At 54.9% G+C, this 17,587-nt stretch carries 14 protein-coding genes and 1 tRNA gene; 11 read left to right on the top strand and 4 right to left on the bottom strand.

Annotation, left to right across the window (positions count from 1 at the left end; all coding sequences use genetic code 11):
- Window positions 1–41 precede the first annotated feature (41 nt).
- The 3 genes from ABLV64_RS10855 to yjeJ are packed head-to-tail and all read left to right on the top strand — an operon-like array spanning window position 42 to window position 4,321.
- Entirely contained in the window at window positions 42–1,328 is a 1,287-nt protein-coding gene (locus ABLV64_RS10855) for an HlyD family secretion protein (RefSeq protein ID WP_032426190.1), read from the top strand.
- On the top strand, window positions 1,321–3,444 hold the full coding sequence (locus ABLV64_RS10850) for a peptidase domain-containing ABC transporter (RefSeq protein WP_004206412.1): 2,124 nt from the start codon (window positions 1,321–1,323) through the stop codon (window positions 3,442–3,444). The genes ABLV64_RS10855 and ABLV64_RS10850 overlap by 8 nt, the downstream gene beginning before the upstream one ends.
- 13 nt (window positions 3,445–3,457) lie before the next feature.
- Window positions 3,458–4,321 (top strand): YjeJ family protein, encoded by an 864-nt coding sequence (gene yjeJ, locus ABLV64_RS10845; RefSeq protein ID WP_032456874.1) that lies wholly within the window; start codon window positions 3,458–3,460, stop codon window positions 4,319–4,321.
- A 54-nt stretch (window positions 4,322–4,375) separates the two neighbouring features.
- Here the strand turns inward: yjeJ and ABLV64_RS10840 are convergent, their stop codons facing one another.
- The 3 genes from ABLV64_RS10840 to ABLV64_RS10830 all read right to left on the bottom strand — a co-directional run bounded on the left by ABLV64_RS10840 (window position 4,376) and on the right by ABLV64_RS10830 (window position 6,967).
- Entirely contained in the window at window positions 4,376–4,729 is a 354-nt protein-coding gene (locus tag ABLV64_RS10840) for a DUF4156 domain-containing protein (protein WP_004152419.1), read from the bottom strand.
- 260 nt (window positions 4,730–4,989) lie between these two features.
- The gene (groL, locus tag ABLV64_RS10835) at window positions 4,990–6,636 is read right to left on the bottom strand and encodes a chaperonin GroEL (RefSeq protein ID WP_002885441.1); all 1,647 of its coding nucleotides are present in this window, start codon (window positions 6,634–6,636) and stop codon (window positions 4,990–4,992) included.
- A 37-nt stretch (window positions 6,637–6,673) separates the two neighbouring features.
- Window positions 6,674–6,967, bottom strand: a complete 294-nt coding sequence (locus ABLV64_RS10830; protein WP_004152420.1) for a co-chaperone GroES — start codon at window positions 6,965–6,967, stop codon at window positions 6,674–6,676.
- 233 nt (window positions 6,968–7,200) lie between these two features.
- Here ABLV64_RS10830 and yjeH point away from each other — a divergent pair, with 233 nt between their 5' ends.
- Window positions 7,201–8,451, top strand: coding sequence for an L-methionine/branched-chain amino acid transporter (yjeH, locus tag ABLV64_RS10825; RefSeq protein ID WP_004206408.1), 1,251 nt, complete (start codon window positions 7,201–7,203; stop codon window positions 8,449–8,451).
- A 50-nt stretch (window positions 8,452–8,501) separates the two neighbouring features.
- Here yjeH and ABLV64_RS10820 read toward each other — a convergent pair whose 3' ends face one another.
- Window positions 8,502–8,978: an FxsA family protein gene (locus ABLV64_RS10820; RefSeq protein WP_004206407.1), complete on the bottom strand. Its 477-nt coding sequence runs from the start codon at window positions 8,976–8,978 to the stop codon at window positions 8,502–8,504.
- A 337-nt stretch (window positions 8,979–9,315) separates the two neighbouring features.
- Here ABLV64_RS10820 and aspA point away from each other — a divergent pair, with 337 nt between their 5' ends.
- The 7 genes from aspA to ABLV64_RS10785 all read left to right on the top strand — a co-directional run bounded on the left by aspA (window position 9,316) and on the right by ABLV64_RS10785 (window position 17,345).
- The gene (gene aspA, locus ABLV64_RS10815; protein ID WP_002885424.1) at window positions 9,316–10,752 is read left to right on the top strand and encodes an aspartate ammonia-lyase; all 1,437 of its coding nucleotides are present in this window, start codon (window positions 9,316–9,318) and stop codon (window positions 10,750–10,752) included.
- A gap of 114 nt (window positions 10,753–10,866) precedes the next feature.
- Window positions 10,867–12,168 carry an anaerobic C4-dicarboxylate transporter gene (locus tag ABLV64_RS10810; RefSeq protein ID WP_017900073.1) on the top strand — a complete coding sequence of 434 codons (1,302 nt, stop codon included), beginning with the start codon at window positions 10,867–10,869 and terminating at the stop codon, window positions 12,166–12,168.
- A 124-nt stretch (window positions 12,169–12,292) separates the two neighbouring features.
- Window positions 12,293–12,616 carry a divalent cation tolerance protein CutA gene (gene cutA, locus ABLV64_RS10805; RefSeq protein ID WP_004206404.1) on the top strand — a complete coding sequence of 108 codons (324 nt, stop codon included), beginning with the start codon at window positions 12,293–12,295 and terminating at the stop codon, window positions 12,614–12,616.
- Window positions 12,592–14,388 (top strand): protein-disulfide reductase DsbD, encoded by a 1,797-nt coding sequence (locus tag ABLV64_RS10800; RefSeq protein ID WP_017900075.1) that lies wholly within the window; start codon window positions 12,592–12,594, stop codon window positions 14,386–14,388. The genes cutA and ABLV64_RS10800 overlap by 25 nt, the downstream gene beginning before the upstream one ends.
- 20 nt (window positions 14,389–14,408) lie before the next feature.
- The gene (locus ABLV64_RS10795) at window positions 14,409–14,999 is read left to right on the top strand and encodes a transcriptional regulator (RefSeq protein ID WP_004206402.1); all 591 of its coding nucleotides are present in this window, start codon (window positions 14,409–14,411) and stop codon (window positions 14,997–14,999) included.
- 67 nt (window positions 15,000–15,066) lie between these two features.
- Window positions 15,067–17,154 carry a DUF1176 domain-containing protein gene (locus tag ABLV64_RS10790; RefSeq protein ID WP_032456872.1) on the top strand — a complete coding sequence of 696 codons (2,088 nt, stop codon included), beginning with the start codon at window positions 15,067–15,069 and terminating at the stop codon, window positions 17,152–17,154.
- A 115-nt stretch (window positions 17,155–17,269) separates the two neighbouring features.
- Window positions 17,270–17,345, top strand: a tRNA-Phe gene (locus ABLV64_RS10785).
- Window positions 17,346–17,587 lie beyond the last annotated feature (242 nt).

Genomic DNA, 17,587 nt, shown 5'->3' with positions numbered 1-17,587 from the left:
ATAAGCGGATCTTATTAAATAACATAACCTCACAGGTCATCATGTTAAAGAAACTCTATCGCAAGGAAGCGGTTGAATATAAAAAAAGCCATTGGCGAGGAAAAGCTCTATTGCTCAATGGATTACCCGCTTGGTTAATATTACTTTTATCCACCTTATTTCTCATGGCTCTGATTAGCGCATTGATATTTGGAAAATTCACCCAAAGAATAGATGTAAAAGGTGAAGTAATTACCCTTCCTCATTCAATTAATGTATTTTCACCACAGCAGGGCTTTATTATTAAACAATACGTTAAAATTGGTGATATTGTTAAAAAAGATCAAGCACTGTATGAGATAGACGTATCCCGAAACACCTCCAGTGGAAATGTTAGCGCTGCGCAAATTGCATCTATTAACGACAAAATAGAAAACTCCAATGACATTATCAAAAAGCTAATTGACAATAAAAGCCAGACGATAAATGCATTAAATGAGCAATTAAAAACGTCGACCGATTCGTTGAAAGAGACCAACCGGATGTTACAAAACACCCAAGCCGGACTCAAAAAAATGCATGCTAACCTTGCAAGCTACGATAAATATCTTAGCGATGGATTAATCACCAAGGATCAATATAACTACCAACACTCTTTATACTTTCAGCAACAGAGTGCTTATCAGTCGCTGGTTAGTCAAAAGATGCAACTGGAATCGCAGATCACCCAGTTAAATAGTGACAGGGTGACAAAAGCTGCAGACTTTGATAACCAGATTTCCAGCCAGTATAACCAGGCTAATGACTATAAAAACCAGCTGGTTGAATCCAATGCTAACGGCAATCTGATTATTAAAGCGACCAGTGATGGTAGAGTTGAGTCTTTATCGGCAACGCAAGGACAGACCGTTGAAAATGGCAGCAGCCTGGCGCAGATTAAACCCACAGGAAATGTAGAATATTATCTTATCCTTTGGTTACCGAATAATGCCATCCCTTATCTTAAAGTCGGTGATCCGATCAATATAAGATATGATGCATTTCCTTCAGATAAATTTGGTCAATTCCCCGGGACGATTCTATCCATATCTTCCATGCCGGCATCTCGACAGGAAATGTCTGAATACACTAACGTTAGCGATGGCACCGCACAACAGGAACTGGCACTTTATAAAGCAATTGTGAAAATTAAAGATAAAGAGTTCAAACACAATGGTAAAACGTTGCGTTTATCTAATGGTCTTAAGGCGCAAGCCGTCGTCTTTCTTGAAGAGCGCCCGCTTTATATGTGGATGTTTACCCCTGTTTATAAAATTTCTCAAAGCGTGAGCGGCCCCGTCAATGACTAACGAACTGTTTGAAAAGATCATCACAAAAGTTAATTTTTCTCTTCTGAAGAAAACGCCTGTTATATTGCAGTCGGAAGCCGCTGAGTGTGGAATCGCCTGTCTGGCCATGGTTTGCGGCCACTATGGCCTGGATATCGATCTGTTCAATTTCCGTCAGCGCTTTGGCAGTCCCTCGCAGGGCGTAACGCTGATGTCATTGAGCAAAACGGCGGAGCATGCTGGTTTAAAAAGCCGGGCGCTGTCGTTAGATCTGGATGAAATCCGCCAGCTCAAACTCCCCTGTGTCCTGCACTGGGGGATGAACCACTATGTGGTGCTCACCAAAGTACGTAAATCCAGCTTTGTCGTACACGACCCAGCGCTGGGCAAGCGCATCATTGGTAATCAGGAGATGTCCAATTATTTTACCGGTATCGCTCTGGAACTCTGGCCGGATCAAAACTTTCAGCAGGAGAAGGCTAAGTCCCGCCTGCGCCTGTTAGATTTGATGCGTAATATTGTCGGTTTGAAGTCAGCGCTACTGAAAATTTTTGCCTTCTCGGTGGTCGTTGAAGCGATTGGTTTACTGCTGCCGATAGGTACCCAACTGGTTACCGACCATGTAATTATGGCGCACGACCAAAGTCTGCTGTCAGTCATCTGTATCGGTCTGGTCTTTTTTACGCTGTTTCGCACTTTTATCAGTATGCTGCGCGCCTGGACCTCACTGACGCTGAACACGCTAACGAATATTCAGTGGAAAACCACCCTTTTCGATCATCTGACCAGTCTGCCACTATCCTTTTTCGAAAAGCGTCATCTTGGGGATATTCAGTCACGTTTCTCCTCCCTGGATACGATACGCTCAACGTTTACGAATAGTATTGTCAGCGGCATTATTGACTCGATCATGACTATTGGCCTGCTGATCATGTTGACGCTGTATGGCGGCTGGCTAACATGGGTGGTCGTTGGTTTTACCCTGTGCTATGCGATTATGCGCCTGGCAACTTATCATTTCTATCGTCGCGTGGCAGAAGAGCAGGTTATTAAGGGAGCGCGATCCAGCTCCCACTTTATGGAGTCTCTGTACGGTATCTCGACCATCAAAGCGCTCAATCTTAAAGAGCGGCGCTCCCAGCACTGGCTCAATATTAATATCGAAGCCTGCAACGCCGGTATTAAACAAACCCGCTTTGATATGATGTTTGGAGGGGTGAACACCTTTATTACCGCTATTGATCAGGTCGCAGTCCTCTGGCTGGGCGCCATTATGGTTATTGATAATAATATGACCCTCGGTATGTTTATGGCATTTAATTCCTATCGTGGACAATTCTCACAGCGCGCCTCCAGTCTGGTCGATCTGTGTATGCAGCTGCGAATGCTCTCTTTACATAACGAGCGTCTATCAGAGATTGTCTTTAGCGAACCGGAAAAAGAGCTCCCCGCGCGAGAAGTATTTTCTCCGGATTCAGGCGCCAAACTGGAGGTCAAAAACCTCTGTTATCAATATGACCCATTTTCTCAGCCGATTTTTTCAAATTTAAACATCACGGTGGAGCCAGGCGAGTCCGTGGCCTTAATTGGCCCTTCAGGTGTCGGAAAAACCACACTGTTAAAAGTGATGTGTGGCCTGCTTTCACCGACGAGTGGGGATGTACTGGCTGATAATCTTGATATCACGAAAATTGGTCTCAATAATTATCGCCAGGGTACCGCCTGCGTACTCCAGGAAGACCGCCTCTTTTCCGGATCGCTTATCGATAATATCAGCGGCTTTCAGGACAACGCCGACCTTGATTTTGTAATGGAATGCGCCAAACGTTGCAATATTCATGATGAGATCATGAAGATGCCGATGGGCTATGAAACCATAGTCGGCGAACTGGGACTGGGGATCTCCGGTGGACAAAAACAGCGTATTCTAATTGCCCGAGCGCTGTATCGTAAACCAAGCATTCTGTTTATGGATGAGGCCACCAGCCACCTCGACTTACGGAATGAATCAGTTATCAATCAGTCAATCTCAGCGTTAAGCATTACCCGAATTATCGTCGCTCACCGGCCATCCACGATTGCCTCTGCCGATCGCATTATCGACCTGTCACAGTCGAAAACCTTGGTGCCAGCCTAAAAAGGAGAAAACAATGCAAGGAACGTTTATTGGATTTAATACCGCAGGAATTACCTTTGAAGATCGATTTCTGGCGCTGCTGTTAAAAATAAAGCAGCAAAATGGCCCCTGTCAGCAATACTATCTGCAAGCACCTATACTTCTCGATTTTCTACTTATCCTGCAAAATCGTCTGCTTGTGACGTATAAGCGATTACACGAACAAGGGGAAACCTTTAAAGAAGAGCTTATCGCTTATAATGAATCGCTGATCGCTAATATCCCTGCCGTAGAGATGGCGGAGATTCAGCAACCGAACCCGGAACGCCGTATTATGTCGATTACTCTTAAACCAGGCGAAACTGAATCGACTCTCATTCTGGTTCTCCAGAATGAGCAAATCTGCACATTATGTATTGAAGACAGGCAGGTAGAGGCATTACTCGCAGGTATTCAACAAGCGTTGAAAACAGTGAATGACCAAGCAGTTATACAATACTTAAGTTCAAATATGGATTTTTTAATGTGCTACACCGTGGACTTAACCACCCAGCCAAATATTGATTATCAACAGCATCCTCAGGAAGAGTGGAAGCTGAACCTGTTTTCCCATTATCTGGGTGCGCTGTACTGCTGCGAGACGGAGGAAGGGAAGAAAATTGTCTCCGGTGCGGTAGTCAAAACCAGCGTACCGCATCTGTCTGAACTGGAAAACAACGTGGTAATGCAGCTTATCGAGAAAAGCCCCAAGCTCAAGGCGATGCACGCGGAGCTGGCGCCATGCCAGATCTTCAGTACCATTATCCCTTCCCAGCCGGGAAGAATGCTCAGTCTGGAAGAGTGCCTGCGTCCTCTGCACGCCTTCTATCTGGAGAAGAAAGCGGAGCTTAGCGCCTGATCCTCATCTAGCGGCCACGCCTCTCTCCGCGCTCGCAGAGAGAGGCGTCACGCATCAGTTCGGGCACTTATAAACCTGGCCGTTCATTTCGCTGTCGGTAGGTACAAAGCTCGACAGCAGGTTCTGCGTCGGGCTGCTGACGCCGTAGATCACGTTGCCGCCCATCGCTGCCGCCTGGTTACGCAGAGCGTTTGCCGCACCGCGCATGGAACCACCCTCATCGCCATTCTGGCCGGAGAGCCAGTTGCTCTGTTTACCCGTCGCGGTCCCTAACAGCTGACACTCTGCGCCCGGCTTCTCCTGCACGAAGCGCACATTCTGGCCGGCAGAGGTTAATTCATTGCTGGAACTGCAACCTGCCAACAGCAAGGCTGCGCCGACAATCCCTGCTAAATATTTTACCTGCATGTTATTCCCCATGATCGATGAGCTGGACGCACTGGCCCGGATGTAAATCTGTCATCCTTCAAACTGCGTCGGCATGAGCCGCGTTCATTCCCTCCCCGGTCGCGCTTGTCAGTTCACGCCCGAAACGGAGGTGCTTGCCGCTCTGATGCAGCTTAAATGATTTTTATGTATAAGCCTTATACTAAAAAGCGCGCCAAAAGAAAAACCCCCAGCCATTGCTGGCCAGGGGTTTCTGCTTTTTTATGCCGTAGAGCGCACGATTACATCATGCCGCCCATACCGCCCATGCCGCCCATACCGCCAGCAGCACCTAAGTCAGGCGCGTCGCCTTTCGGCAGGTCGGTCACCATGCACTCGGTGGTGATCATCAGACCAGCCACGGATGCCGCGTACTGCAGAGCAGAACGGGTCACTTTGGTTGGGTCCAGGATACCGAAGTCGATCATGTTGCCGTATTCTTCAGTTGCTGCGTTGTAACCGTAGTTACCGTCGCCAGCTTTCACGTTGTTAGCAACAACAGACGGCTCTTCACCGGCGTTGGACACGATCTGACGCAGCGGTGCTTCCATTGCGCGCAGCGCAACTTTGATACCGACGTTCTGATCTTCGTTCTGACCGGTCAGGCCAGCGAGTTTCGCCGCAACGCGAACCAGCGCTACGCCGCCGCCAGCCACCACGCCTTCTTCAACCGCAGCACGGGTTGCGTGCAGGGCGTCGTCGACGCGTGCTTTTTTCTCTTTCATTTCAACTTCGGTAGCGGCACCGACTTTGATTACTGCCACGCCGCCAGCCAGTTTAGCGACACGTTCCTGCAGTTTTTCACGGTCGTAATCGGAGGTCGCTTCTTCGATCTGCTTACGGATCTGAGCTACACGGCCCTGGATTGCAGACTCTTCGCCAACGCCATCGATGATGGTGGTGGTGTCTTTGTTGATAACCACGCGTTTCGCCTGGCCCAGATCTTCCAGAGTCGCTTTTTCCAGCTCCATACCGATCTCTTCAGAGATAACGGTACCGCCAGTCAGGGTAGCGATATCCTGCAGCATGGCTTTACGACGGTCGCCGAAGCCCGGCGCTTTCACCGCAGCCACTTTAACGATGCCGCGCATGGTGTTAACCACCAGGGTCGCCAGCGCTTCGCCTTCAACGTCTTCAGCGATGATAACCAGCGGTTTGCCCGCTTTCGCTACAGCTTCCAGAACCGGCAGCATTTCGCGGATGTTGGAGATTTTTTTGTCAGCCAGCAGGATGAACGGGCTTTCCAGCTCAACGGCGCCGGTGTCCGGCTTGTTGATGAAGTACGGGGACAGGTAGCCACGGTCGAACTGCATACCTTCAACCACGTCCAGTTCGTCTTCCAGGCCAGTACCGTCTTCAACGGTGATCACGCCTTCTTTACCGACTTTGTCCATCGCTTCCGCGATCAGTTTACCTACGGTTTCGTCAGAGTTAGCGGAGATGGTACCTACCTGAGCGATAGCTTTGGAGTCAGAGCACGGAACAGACAGCGCTTTCAGCTCTTCTACTGCAGCCAGTACCGCTTTATCGATACCGCGTTTCAGATCCATCGGGTTCATGCCTGCAGCAACAGCTTTCAGGCCTTCGTTCACAATGGCCTGCGCCAGCACGGTTGCGGTGGTGGTACCGTCGCCTGCCGCGTCGTTCGCTTTAGAGGCAACTTCTTTCACCATCTGCGCGCCCATGTTTTCAAACTTGTCTTCCAGTTCGATTTCACGAGCAACGGAAACGCCATCTTTGGTGATGGTCGGCGCGCCGAAGGATTTGTCCAGAACCACGTTACGGCCTTTCGGGCCCAGGGTCACTTTAACTGCATCTGCCAGTACGTTTACGCCGCGCAGCATTTTTACACGAGCGTCGTTACCGAATTTTACGTCTTTTGCTGCCATTTCTTATATTCCTCAAATTCGTTCAGGGTCGTGCGAATTAAGCTTCAACAATTGCCAGGATGTCGCTTTCGGACATGATCAGTACTTCTTCGTTGTCGATCTTTTCAGTCTTCACGCCGTAGCCATCGTTGAAAATCACGATGTCACCAACTTTAACGTCCAGCGGCTGCACGGTCCCGTTTTCCAGGATGCGGCCTTTACCGACAGCGATGATTTCGCCACGCGTTGACTTAGCTGCTGCAGAACCGGTCAGAACGATGCCGCCCGCAGATTTGGTTTCAACTTCTTTACGTTTGACGATCACACGATCATGTAACGGACGAATACTCATTGATAGCTCTCCTTCGAGAAAGTCATTATCAGTTATGGGTGACGCCGGGCCGAACGCGGTTTACCGGCTAGTGCAGACAGAGATGGGGATGGCCATTTCCGGCTTCAAGGGCAAAATTAAAAAAAAATTTTTACCTTTGCGCTGGCACGCAAAAAGCGGCGTCACCGGGCAACCGGTCATAAGGAAAAGCGATTGTGATACTCTCTTTCTTTTTACTGGCGCAGGATGGAATCATGAGTGGTTTAAAACAGGAGTTAGGGCTGGGACAGGGAGTCGGGTTGCTTTCCACCTCACTGCTGGGCACTGGCGTTTTCGCCGTCCCGGCGCTTGCGGCGCTGGTCGCTGGCGATAACAGCCTGTGGGCATGGCCGTTGCTCATCCTCCTTGTTTTTCCGATTGCCATCGTCTTCGCCCTGCTGGGCCGCCATTTCCCCAGCGCGGGCGGCGTGGCCCACTTTGTCGATATGGCCTTTGGCCCACGTCTGGCTAGCGTCACCGGCTGGTTATTTTTATCGGTTATCCCGGTCGGGCTCCCCGCCGCGCTGCACATCGCCACTGGCTTCGGCCAGGCGCTGTTCGGCTGGCATGATGCGCAGCTGTTGCTGGCGGAGCTAGGTACCCTGGCCATCGTCTGGTGGGTCGGTTCACGCGGCGCCAGCTCCAGCGCCAACCTGCAGACCCTGGTTGCCGTGCTGATTGTCGCGCTGATCGTCGCCGTCTGGTGGCGCGGCGGAATAAGCCCGGCGCAAATCCCCTTCCCCGCCCCGGCGGCGATCGACCGCGGCCAGCTCTTCTCCGCGCTGTCGGTGATGTTCTGGTGCTTTGTCGGGCTGGAAGCCTTTGCCCATCTCGCCTCGGAGTTTAAACATCCCGAGCGCGATTTTCCCCGCGCGCTGATGATAGGCCTGCTGCTTGCCGGCTCGGTCTACTGGGCCTGTACCGTGCTGGTGTTGCACTTCCACGCGTTTGGCGAGGAGATGGCGGCGGCCGCGTCTTTACCGAATATCGTGGTCCGCCTGTTCGGCGTCGAAGCGCTGTGGGTGGCCTGCGTCATCGGCTATCTCGCCTGTTTCGCCAGCCTTAACATCTATATTCAGAGCTTCGCCCGCCTGGTCTGGTCGCAGGCGCAGCATAAGCCGCAGAGCTACCTCGCGAGGCTGTCGCCGCGGCAGATCCCGCGCAACGCCCTCAACGCCGTGCTGGGCTCCTGCGTGGTCAGCACCTTGTGTATCTATTTTCTCGATATCAATCTGGACGCGCTGATCGTCTATGCCAACGGCATTTTCATCATGATCTATCTGCTGTGCATGCTGGCGGGCTGTCGTTTGCTGCGCGGGCGCTATCGGCTGCTGGCGGCGGTGGGCAGCATTCTCTGTCTGCTGCTGCTGGCGATGGTCGGCTGGAAGAGTTTGTACGCGCTGGTGATGCTGGCGGCGCTGTGGTTGTTTTTACCGAGACGCAAGCTGGCGACAGGCAGCGTATAGGCGCAATAAGAAAGCGGCCCGGTCGCGTCTGCTGACCGGGCCGATAAAAGTTAATCGCGGCGATCGTCCTTATGGTCCAGACGGTCGCGCTGTTCGTCCTTGCGCTGGAATTCCCCTTCGAAGGTCTCTCCACCGCCAGTCCCGGCGCTGAAGCCGCCGCCCGGCATCCGGCTGAAGCGCAAATGCGGCATCAGCTTCATCGTCAGGTGCTTCTGCACCGGGGGCAAAAGCAGCAGCAGGCCGAGGAAATCGGTAAAGAACCCCGGGATCAACAGCAGCAGGCCAGCGATAATGAGCGAGACGCTTTTGATCATCTCCGCCGCCGGGCTCTCGCCCGCGGCCATCTTCTGCTGCATCAGCAGGAAGTTTTTGAAGCCCTGGTTACGCACCAGCGACATCCCCACCACCGAGCTAAAGATCACCAGGATCAGCGTCATAAAGACGCCCAGCACGTGCGCGACCTGGATAAAGATCGATATCTCAATGTACACGTAAAGAAAAAAGGCAATAAACGGAATCCAACGCACCGGCGTCTCCTTCATCGACAGGCACCGAGTTCGGCCCCCGTAGTTATCAATTTGCTGATTGCATCCCACTAAGATGGGGATGCTGAGCGGCTTTTCAATCAGCGGAAATGCTTATTTTTTCCAGGAATAGGAAAGCGGTGACCCATTTCACAGATTAATAAATCTTCTCACACCCGCGATGTAATAAGTGATCAAGCTTACTGATATTCGCTATCATCAGCATATGATCTTGGGCACCGGGCCGGTTAAGGAAATAATCGTCGGCCAGAAAATATACTGAATACTGGATATTCTGTGTATTTGGTGAATTCATTGGCAGCTTGAAAAGAAGGTTCACATGTTAAACAACATTCGTATCGAAGAAGATCTGTTGGGCACCAGGGAAGTTCCCGCGGACGCTTACTACGGCGTTCATACTCTGCGAGCGATTGAAAACTTCTACATTAGCAACAGCAAAATCAGCGACATACCAGAATTCGTGCGCGGCATGGTAATGGTGAAGAAAGCCGCGGCGCTGGCAAACAAGGAGCTGCAGACCATTCCCAAAAGCGCGGCAAATGCGATTATCGCCGCCTGTGACGAAGTCCTGAATAACGGCAAATGCATGGACCAGTTCCCGGTCGATGTCTTCCAGGGCGGGGCCGGCACTTCCGTAAACATGAACACCAACGAAGTCCTGGCGAACATCGGCCTCGAGCTGATGGGTCACCAGAAAGGTGAATACCAGTATCTGAACCCAAACGATCACGTTAACAAATGTCAGTCCACCAACGATGCCTACCCGACCGGGTTCCGCATCGCGGTGTATGCCTCCATCCTCAAACTAATCGATGCGATTAAGCAACTGGGCGAAGGTTTCCAGGCGAAAGCCGTAGAATTCCAGGACATCCTCAAGATGGGCCGCACTCAGCTGCAGGACGCGGTGCCGATGACCCTCGGCCAGGAGTTCCATGCCTTCAATGTGCTGCTCAATGAAGAGACCAAAAGCATTCTGCGCACCGCGGAGCTGCTGCTGGAGGTGAACCTTGGCGCAACCGCCATCGGCACACGTCTCAACACCCCGGACGGTTATCAACAGCTGGCGGTACAGAAGCTGGCGGAAGTGAGCAACCTCCCGGTCGTTCCGGCGGAAGACTTGATTGAAGCCACCTCGGACTGCGGGGCGTACGTCATGGTCCACAGCTCGCTGAAACGCCTGGCGGTGAAACTGTCCAAGATCTGTAACGACCTGCGCCTGCTCTCTTCCGGACCGCGCGCGGGCCTCAACGAAATCAACCTGCCTGAACTGCAGGCTGGTTCTTCTATTATGCCGGCGAAGGTTAACCCTGTGGTGCCGGAGGTGGTCAACCAGGTCTGCTTTAAAGTGATCGGCAACGACACCACAGTAACCATGGCCTCCGAAGCCGGACAGCTGCAGCTGAACGTAATGGAGCCAGTGATCGGCCAGGCGATGTTCGAATCTATCCATATTCTGACCAACGCCTGCTACAACCTGCTGGAGAAATGCGTCAACGGCATTACCGCCAACAAAGCGGTGTGCGAAGGTTACGTCTATAACTCCATCGGTATCGTTACTTACCTCAACCCGTTTATCGGCCACCACAATGGCGATATCGTCGGCAAGATCTGCGCCGAAACCGGGAAGAGCGTGCGGGAAGTGGTGCTGGAGCGTGGGCTGCTGACGGCGGCGGAGCTGGATGACATTTTCTCCGCGCAAAACCTGATGCATCCTGCTTATAAAGCGAAGCGTTATACCGATGAAAGCGAACAGTAATCTTTCCGGATAGTCATTCAAAGGCATGTCAGCGATGACATGCCTTTTTGCTTTTTAGTTTTACTAAAATACAACAATCCAATATCAACTTGTTAAAAAACAAGGAAGGCATATATGTTTGGTGCAGAACTGGTTATTGTCCTGCTGGCGATTTATCTCGGCGCCCGGCTCGGCGGCATCGGTATCGGCTTTGCCGGTGGCCTTGGCGTCCTTGTCCTGACGCTTATTTTTCAAATTAAACCGGGTGCGATCCCCTTCGACGTTATTGAAATCATTATGGCGGTGATTGCCGCTATCGCCGCCATGCAGGTCGCAGGCGGGATGGATTACCTCGTCAGCCTCGCCGAACGGATGCTGCGTCGCCACCCGAAATATATTACCTTCCTTGCCCCGCTGGTGACCTGGTTTATGACCGTGCTCGCCGGCACTGGCCATACCGCCTTCTCCACGCTGCCGGTGATCACCGAAGTGGCCAAAGAGCAAGGCATCCGTCCGTCCCGTCCGCTGTCGATTGCGGTGGTGGCCTCCCAGATAGCGATCACCGCTTCGCCTATCTCCGCCGCGGTGGTGTTCTTTGCCGGGATCCTGGAGCCGCTGGGCGTTAGCTACCTGATGCTGTTGGCCATCTGTATTCCGGTCACCCTGCTGGCGGTAATGCTCACCGCTATCGTCTGCAACTTCCTCGGCTGCGAGCTGAAAGACGATCCTGTTTACCAGGAGCGGCTGGCCAAGGGTGAAGTCAGTCTACGCGGCAGCCAGGTATTTGAACTGAAGCCGCACGCCAAACGTTCCGTTCTGCTGTTTCTGATCGGCATCGTGGCGGTGATGTTCTACGCTACGGCCATCAGCGATACCGTCGGCCTGATCAAAAACCCTGTACTACCGCGTAACGAGGCGATCGTGGTGTTTATGCTGACCATCGCCACCCTGATCAGCATCACCTGCAAAATCGACACCGGCGAAGTGCTCAATGCCAGTACCTTTAAGTCCGGGATGAGCGCTTGCGTCTGCGTGCTCGGCGTCGCCTGGCTGGGGGATACCTTCGTTAAAGCGCATATCAGCGACATCCAGGCCGTGGCCGGCGACTTGCTGCAAAACTACCCGTGGCTGCTGGCGGTGGTGCTGTTCTTCGCCGCCACGCTGCTCTACTCGCAGGCGGCCACCACCAAAGCGCTGATGCCCGCCGCGCTGCTGCTGGGCGTCAGCCCGCTGACGGCGATTGCCTCCTTTGCCGCGGTCTCGGCGCTGTTCGTCCTGCCCACCTACCCGACCCTGCTGGCGGCGGTGGAGATGGACGACACCGGCTCAACCCGCATTGGTAAATATGTCTTTAACCACGCCTTCCTGATCCCCGGCGTTATCGCTATCACCCTGTGCGTGATCCTGGGTTTCATCTTCGGCGGGATTATGCTGTAAATGCCGTCGGCAGCGGGCCCCGCGCGGGCCCGCAGCCCGTTTCCCTCCCATTCCCCGCTCGTGACGCTAATATCCCCGCATCTTGCATGCTATAGTGCCTCTTTTCGCTGATACGAGGTTCATGATGACTACGCCTGATGCTGTTGTTGTGCTCTGTACCGCGCCGGATGAAGCAACCGCCCAGGATCTGGCGGCGAAAGCGCTGGCGGAAAAGCTGGCCGCCTGCGCCACGCTCCTGCCGGGGGCCACCTCGCTCTATTACTGGGAAGGGAAGCTGGAGCAGGAGTATGAAGTTCAGATGCTGCTCAAAACCGATCTTGCCCATCAGCAGGCGCTGCTGGACTGCCTGAAGTCTCACCACCCGTATCAAACCCCTGAACTGCTGGTTCTGCCCGTCACGTATGGAGACAACGATTACCTCTCATGGCTTACCGCATCATTACGCTGATCCTGCTGCTGTGCAGCGCGTCAGCCACCGCCGGGTTATTCGACGCACCGGGGCGCTCGAACTTCGTGCCTGCTGACCAGGCCTTCGCCTTTGACTTTCAGCAGCAACAGCATGACCTCAACCTGAGCTGGCAAATCAAGGATGGTTATTATCTTTATCGTCAACAGTTTACCTTCCGCGCCGCCGGGGCGACTCTCGACGAACCGGCACTGCCGGCGGGCGAGTGGCACGAGGATGAGTTTTACGGCAAAAGCGAGATCTTTCGCCAGCGCCTGACCGTTCCGGTCACGGTGAAGCAGGCGGACAAAGACGCCACTCTCACCGTCACCTGGCAGGGCTGCGCCGATGCCGGATTCTGTTATCCGCCGGAGACCAAAGTGATCCCGCTGAGCGCCGTGCTGGCGGCTTCGGCAGATGGCCAGGTGTCCACCATTGACCCTGCGCCGCCGACGAGCAGTCGTCCGGTGTTCAACCCGCCGCTGCCGGTTGAGCCACGTCCGTCCCCGGAGATCGCCACTTCACCTGCGCCTGCCTCTGCGCCGCCAGCTGACGCCCCCGCCCGCCTGCCTTTCACCGCCCTGTGGGCGCTGCTGATAGGCATTGGTATCGCCTTCACCCCCTGCGTGCTGCCGATGTACCCGCTGATTTCCGGCATCGTGCTGGGCGGCAAACAGCGGCTTTCCACCGCGCGCGCCCTGCTGCTGGCCTTTATTTATGTCCAGGGGATGGCCTTAACCTACACCGCGCTGGGGCTGGTGGTGGCCGCCGCCGGGCTGCAGTTCCAGGCGGCCCTGCAGCACCCGTATGTGCTGGTGGGTCTGTCGGCGGTGTTTATACTGTTGGCCCTCTCCATGTTCGGCCTGTTTACGCTGCAGCTGCCCTCCTCGCTGCAGACGCGGCTGGCGCTGCTCAGCAATAAACGCCAGGGCGGATCGCCCGGCGGAGTCTTTGCGATGGGCGCTATTGCCGGGCTGATCTGCTCCCCCTGCACCACCGCGCCGCTGAGCGCCATCCTGTTATATATCGCCCAGAGCGGTAATCTGTGGCTGGGCGGCGGCACGTTGTACCTCTACGCGCTGGGCATGGGCCTGCCGTTGATCCTCGTCACCGTGTTTGGCAACCGTCTGCTGCCGAAGAGCGGGCCATGGATGGGCCATGTGAAGACCGCCTTCGGGTTCGTGATCCTGGCTCTGCCCGTTTTCCTGCTGGAGCGCATACTCGGCGACCAGTGGGGATTACGTCTGTGGTCAATGCTCGGTATCGCCTTCTTCAGCTGGGCGTTTATCACCTCGCTGGGCGCCACCCGGCCGTGGATGCGGCTGGTGCAAATCATTCTTCTTGCCGCCGCGCTGGTCAGCGCCCGTCCCCTGCAGGACTGGGCGTTTGGCGCCCCGGCGCTCGAGCAGCAGGCGCACCTGGCCTTCACCCGCGTCAGCTCGGTGGCCGAGCTTGACCGGGCGCTGGCGCAGGCAAAAGGTCAGCCGGTGATGCTCGATCTCTACGCCGACTGGTGCGTGGCCTGTAAAGAGTTTGAAAAATACACCTTTAGCTCACCTGACGTGCAGCAGGCGCTGAAAGGCGTCGTGTTATTACAGGTTGATGTGACGAAGAACAGTCCGCAAGACGCCGCGCTGCTGAAGCGCCTGCAGGTGCTCGGTCTGCCGACGATCCTGTTCTTCAACGCGCAGGGTCAGGAACAGCCCGACCGGCGAGTCACCGGCTTTATGGATGCTGCGGCATTCAGCGCCCATTTGCGCGATTGGCAAGCGTGAGCGACACTTTAGGAGGAAAGATGGAGGAGAACACCGTGCTGCGTGAAGACGTCCTGGCAGAAGCCATTAAAATTCTTGAAATTGAAGGTATCGCCAACACGTCGCTGGAGATGGTCGCTGAGCGCGTGTCCTGTCCGACGAGCGACCTGAAACGCTTCTGGCCCGATCGTGAAGCGCTGCTGTATGACGCGCTTCGCTATCTGAGCCAACAGGTGGATGCCTGGCGCCGTCAGCTGCTGCTGGACGACACCTTAAGCGCAGAGCAAAAGCTGCTAGCACGCTATAGCGCACTCACCACCTGCGTCAGCAATCAGCGTTACCCCGGCTGTTTGTTTATCGCCGCCTGCACCTTCTATCCGGATGCCCAGCACCCGATTCACCAGCTGGCGGAACAGCAGAAGCAGGCTTCGCTGGCCTACACCCATGAGCTGCTGACCCAGCTGGAGGTGGATGATCCGGAAATGGTCGCCAAGCAGATGGAGCTGATTGTCGAGGGCTGTCTGAGCCGTCTGCTGATCAAACGTAGCCAGACGGATGTCGATACGGCGCGGCGGCTGGCAGAAGATATTCTGCGCTTCGCCCAGTGCCGTATGGGCGGGGCATTAACCTGATTCTGATATCCTAACCGCCATGTCGCGCCTATAATTTCCCCCTCACTGATTGCTGACAGGGATTGATATGCGCGCGTTCTTCTGGGCTGTCTGGCTGGGGCTGTGTTCTACGCCCCTGCTGGCGGCTCCCCTGCAAGGTTTTTCCTTTGCGCAAAAAGACTGGGAGCTCGCCTGCGATAACACCGGCACCTGCCGGGCGGCGGGTTACGGCGACCGCATGGGCGAGGTTAGCGTGCTGTTGACCCGCAACGCGGGCAGCGAACAGCATCCCACCGCCACGGTCACCTTCGCGCAGATCGAACACGATATCCCCGCCGACTCCACCGCCAGCCTGCTGATCGACGACCGGGACCTCGGCTCGCTGGATGCCGTGGATGACAGCCACTTCCGTCTGGACAGCGATCAGACATCCGCCGTGCTGCAGGCCCTGGCGAACCAGCGTAAAATCGAATTCGCCCTTAACGGCCAGCACATGCTGCTTTCCAGCGCTGGCAGCCGCGAAGTGCTGCGTAAAATGGATGCGTTTCAGCGACGAACCGGCACCGCCGATGCGCTGCTGGATAAAGGCGATGCGGGCGACGACGCCATTTTGCCCGCCGCCCCCGCCCCGGAAATCATCGCCGCGCCGGTGATCCACAACGCGCAGCCTGTACCGCTAAACATGCTCCAGCGCCAGAAGCTATTGCCCTCCCTGACGCCGCTGCTGAATCAGCGCTGTGAAGACTGGCAGAACCCGGCCATTCCGGCGGCAGAGCGCCAGATTACCCTTACCGCGCTGGATAAAACCCATTCGCTGGCGCAGGCGCTCTGCTGGCGAGCGCCCTATAACGACGGCTATGCCCTGTGGCTGGTCGATAACGCCCAGTTGAGCAAACCGCGGCTGCTCACTACCGAGGCCTCCAGCTACGCCAACGGCACGCTGGTCTTCCTGCATAAAGAGCGGGGCATGGCCGACTGCGTAACCGGCGAGACGCGGGTCTGGGAGGGTAAGACCTTCGTTCCCAGCCTGAAGTACAGCACCGGTATGTGCCGGGAAATCACCCCGGGCGGTACCTGGATGCTGCCGACCTTTGTCAGCCAGGTGATCCCGAAGCAGCAGAAAGAGGCGGATAACCTGGCCCTGCGAACGCTGTATAACGCGGTGCTGAAGGCGCAAAAAAGCGATCCCGAACTGGCGCTGAACCGGGTCGCCGAGCAGTTTCCGTTAACCGGCCATATTACCGACTTCACCCTCACTTACGCCGATGACAGCCTGGTGACGACCAGCAAACCGTCCCCGGATATCAGCGATGACGAGTGGCAGGCGTTTCTGCGCTCCGCAATTAGCGCAGATTCAGAAAACGGCAAAGTCAGCTTTACGCTTATCGACCTCGACGGCGACGGCAAACGCGATCTGATCATCGACAGCTACGTGGGCGGCACCGGGCTCTTCAGCTACACCGGGGTGCTCCGGCGCGGCGAGGATGATTTTGCCGCCGTCGACGGTAGCGACAGTGATAATGGCGACGATTTCGATGCCGGGGTGCCCGGCGCCCTCTTTTCCATTAATGGCCGCGGGGCTAACCAGTGGAACCACTGGGTCAAAATCAACGGCCAGGTGTATGCCCTGTGGTACAACGGCCAGTTTGGCGAAGATAATCTCTACCTGCTGCGCCCGTTCAGCACCGCCAGCCAGACGCCCGCGGTGACGGTTCGCTATCGCTATACGCTGAACAGCATCCGCTCCCCGGAGAAAGACCAACCGCTGACCCCCAGCCTGAGCGACGGCGATAAAGCGGATCTGCTGCGCTCGCTGGAGGTTATGCAGGGCAACCTGCTGAAAGATAAGCCCGCCAGCGACAACGATGCACCGATCTGCCCCATTCCGCCCGGCACCTCCGCCGACGAGGCGGACAACTACTACAGCGGCGTTGCCGTCAACTATATCTATGAGACGGTGGCCTATATTCCGGTGTGGCTGAACGGAAAATGTTATATCGGCACCATTTTCAGCCATCATGGCGCCTATCGTCACGGCGTGGATGCGGAAATCACGCTGAGCTCGCCGCGGGAAGATGAAGAGGTGATTGGTGATTACCTGATTTCCGGGTTGCGTCACGTTATCTCCGTCACCAGCGGCTGGAAAAGCCGTCAAGGCGATAACGGCATGCAGTGATATTGAGTCAAAATGCGCCTTTGAACGCGGAATTGCCGCAAAGATAAGCAATCGACAAGTAATTTAAGAAATTTGGTTGACGGGGTGGGCGGATTACGGTTTAATGCGCCCCGTTGCCCGGATAGCTCAGTCGGTAGAGCAGGGGATTGAAAATCCCCGTGTCCTTGGTTCGATTCCGAGTCCGGGCACCACTTATTCAGAGAACCCAGCCTATGGCTGGGTTTTTGCTTTTCTGTAGCCGGACTCTTCATCGAACTGCGTTCGATTATTCGCCGCACAGCGGCTCACCCCTTCGGGGCCAGCGCGACACGCGCGCTGTTCAACGCCTGCGGCGTTAGTCCGAGTCCGGGCACCACTTATTCAGAGAACCCAGCCTATGGCTGGGTTTTTGCTTTTCTACATCCGGACTTTTTCATCGAACTCCACTCTATGA

Source organism: Klebsiella sp. JB_Kp031, assembly GCF_040064295.1.
Taxonomy (GTDB): Bacteria; Pseudomonadota; Gammaproteobacteria; order Enterobacterales; family Enterobacteriaceae; genus Klebsiella; species Klebsiella quasipneumoniae.
The sequence above is the reverse complement of the archived record's forward strand: the minus strand, read 5'-3'. Positions and strand labels throughout refer to the sequence as shown.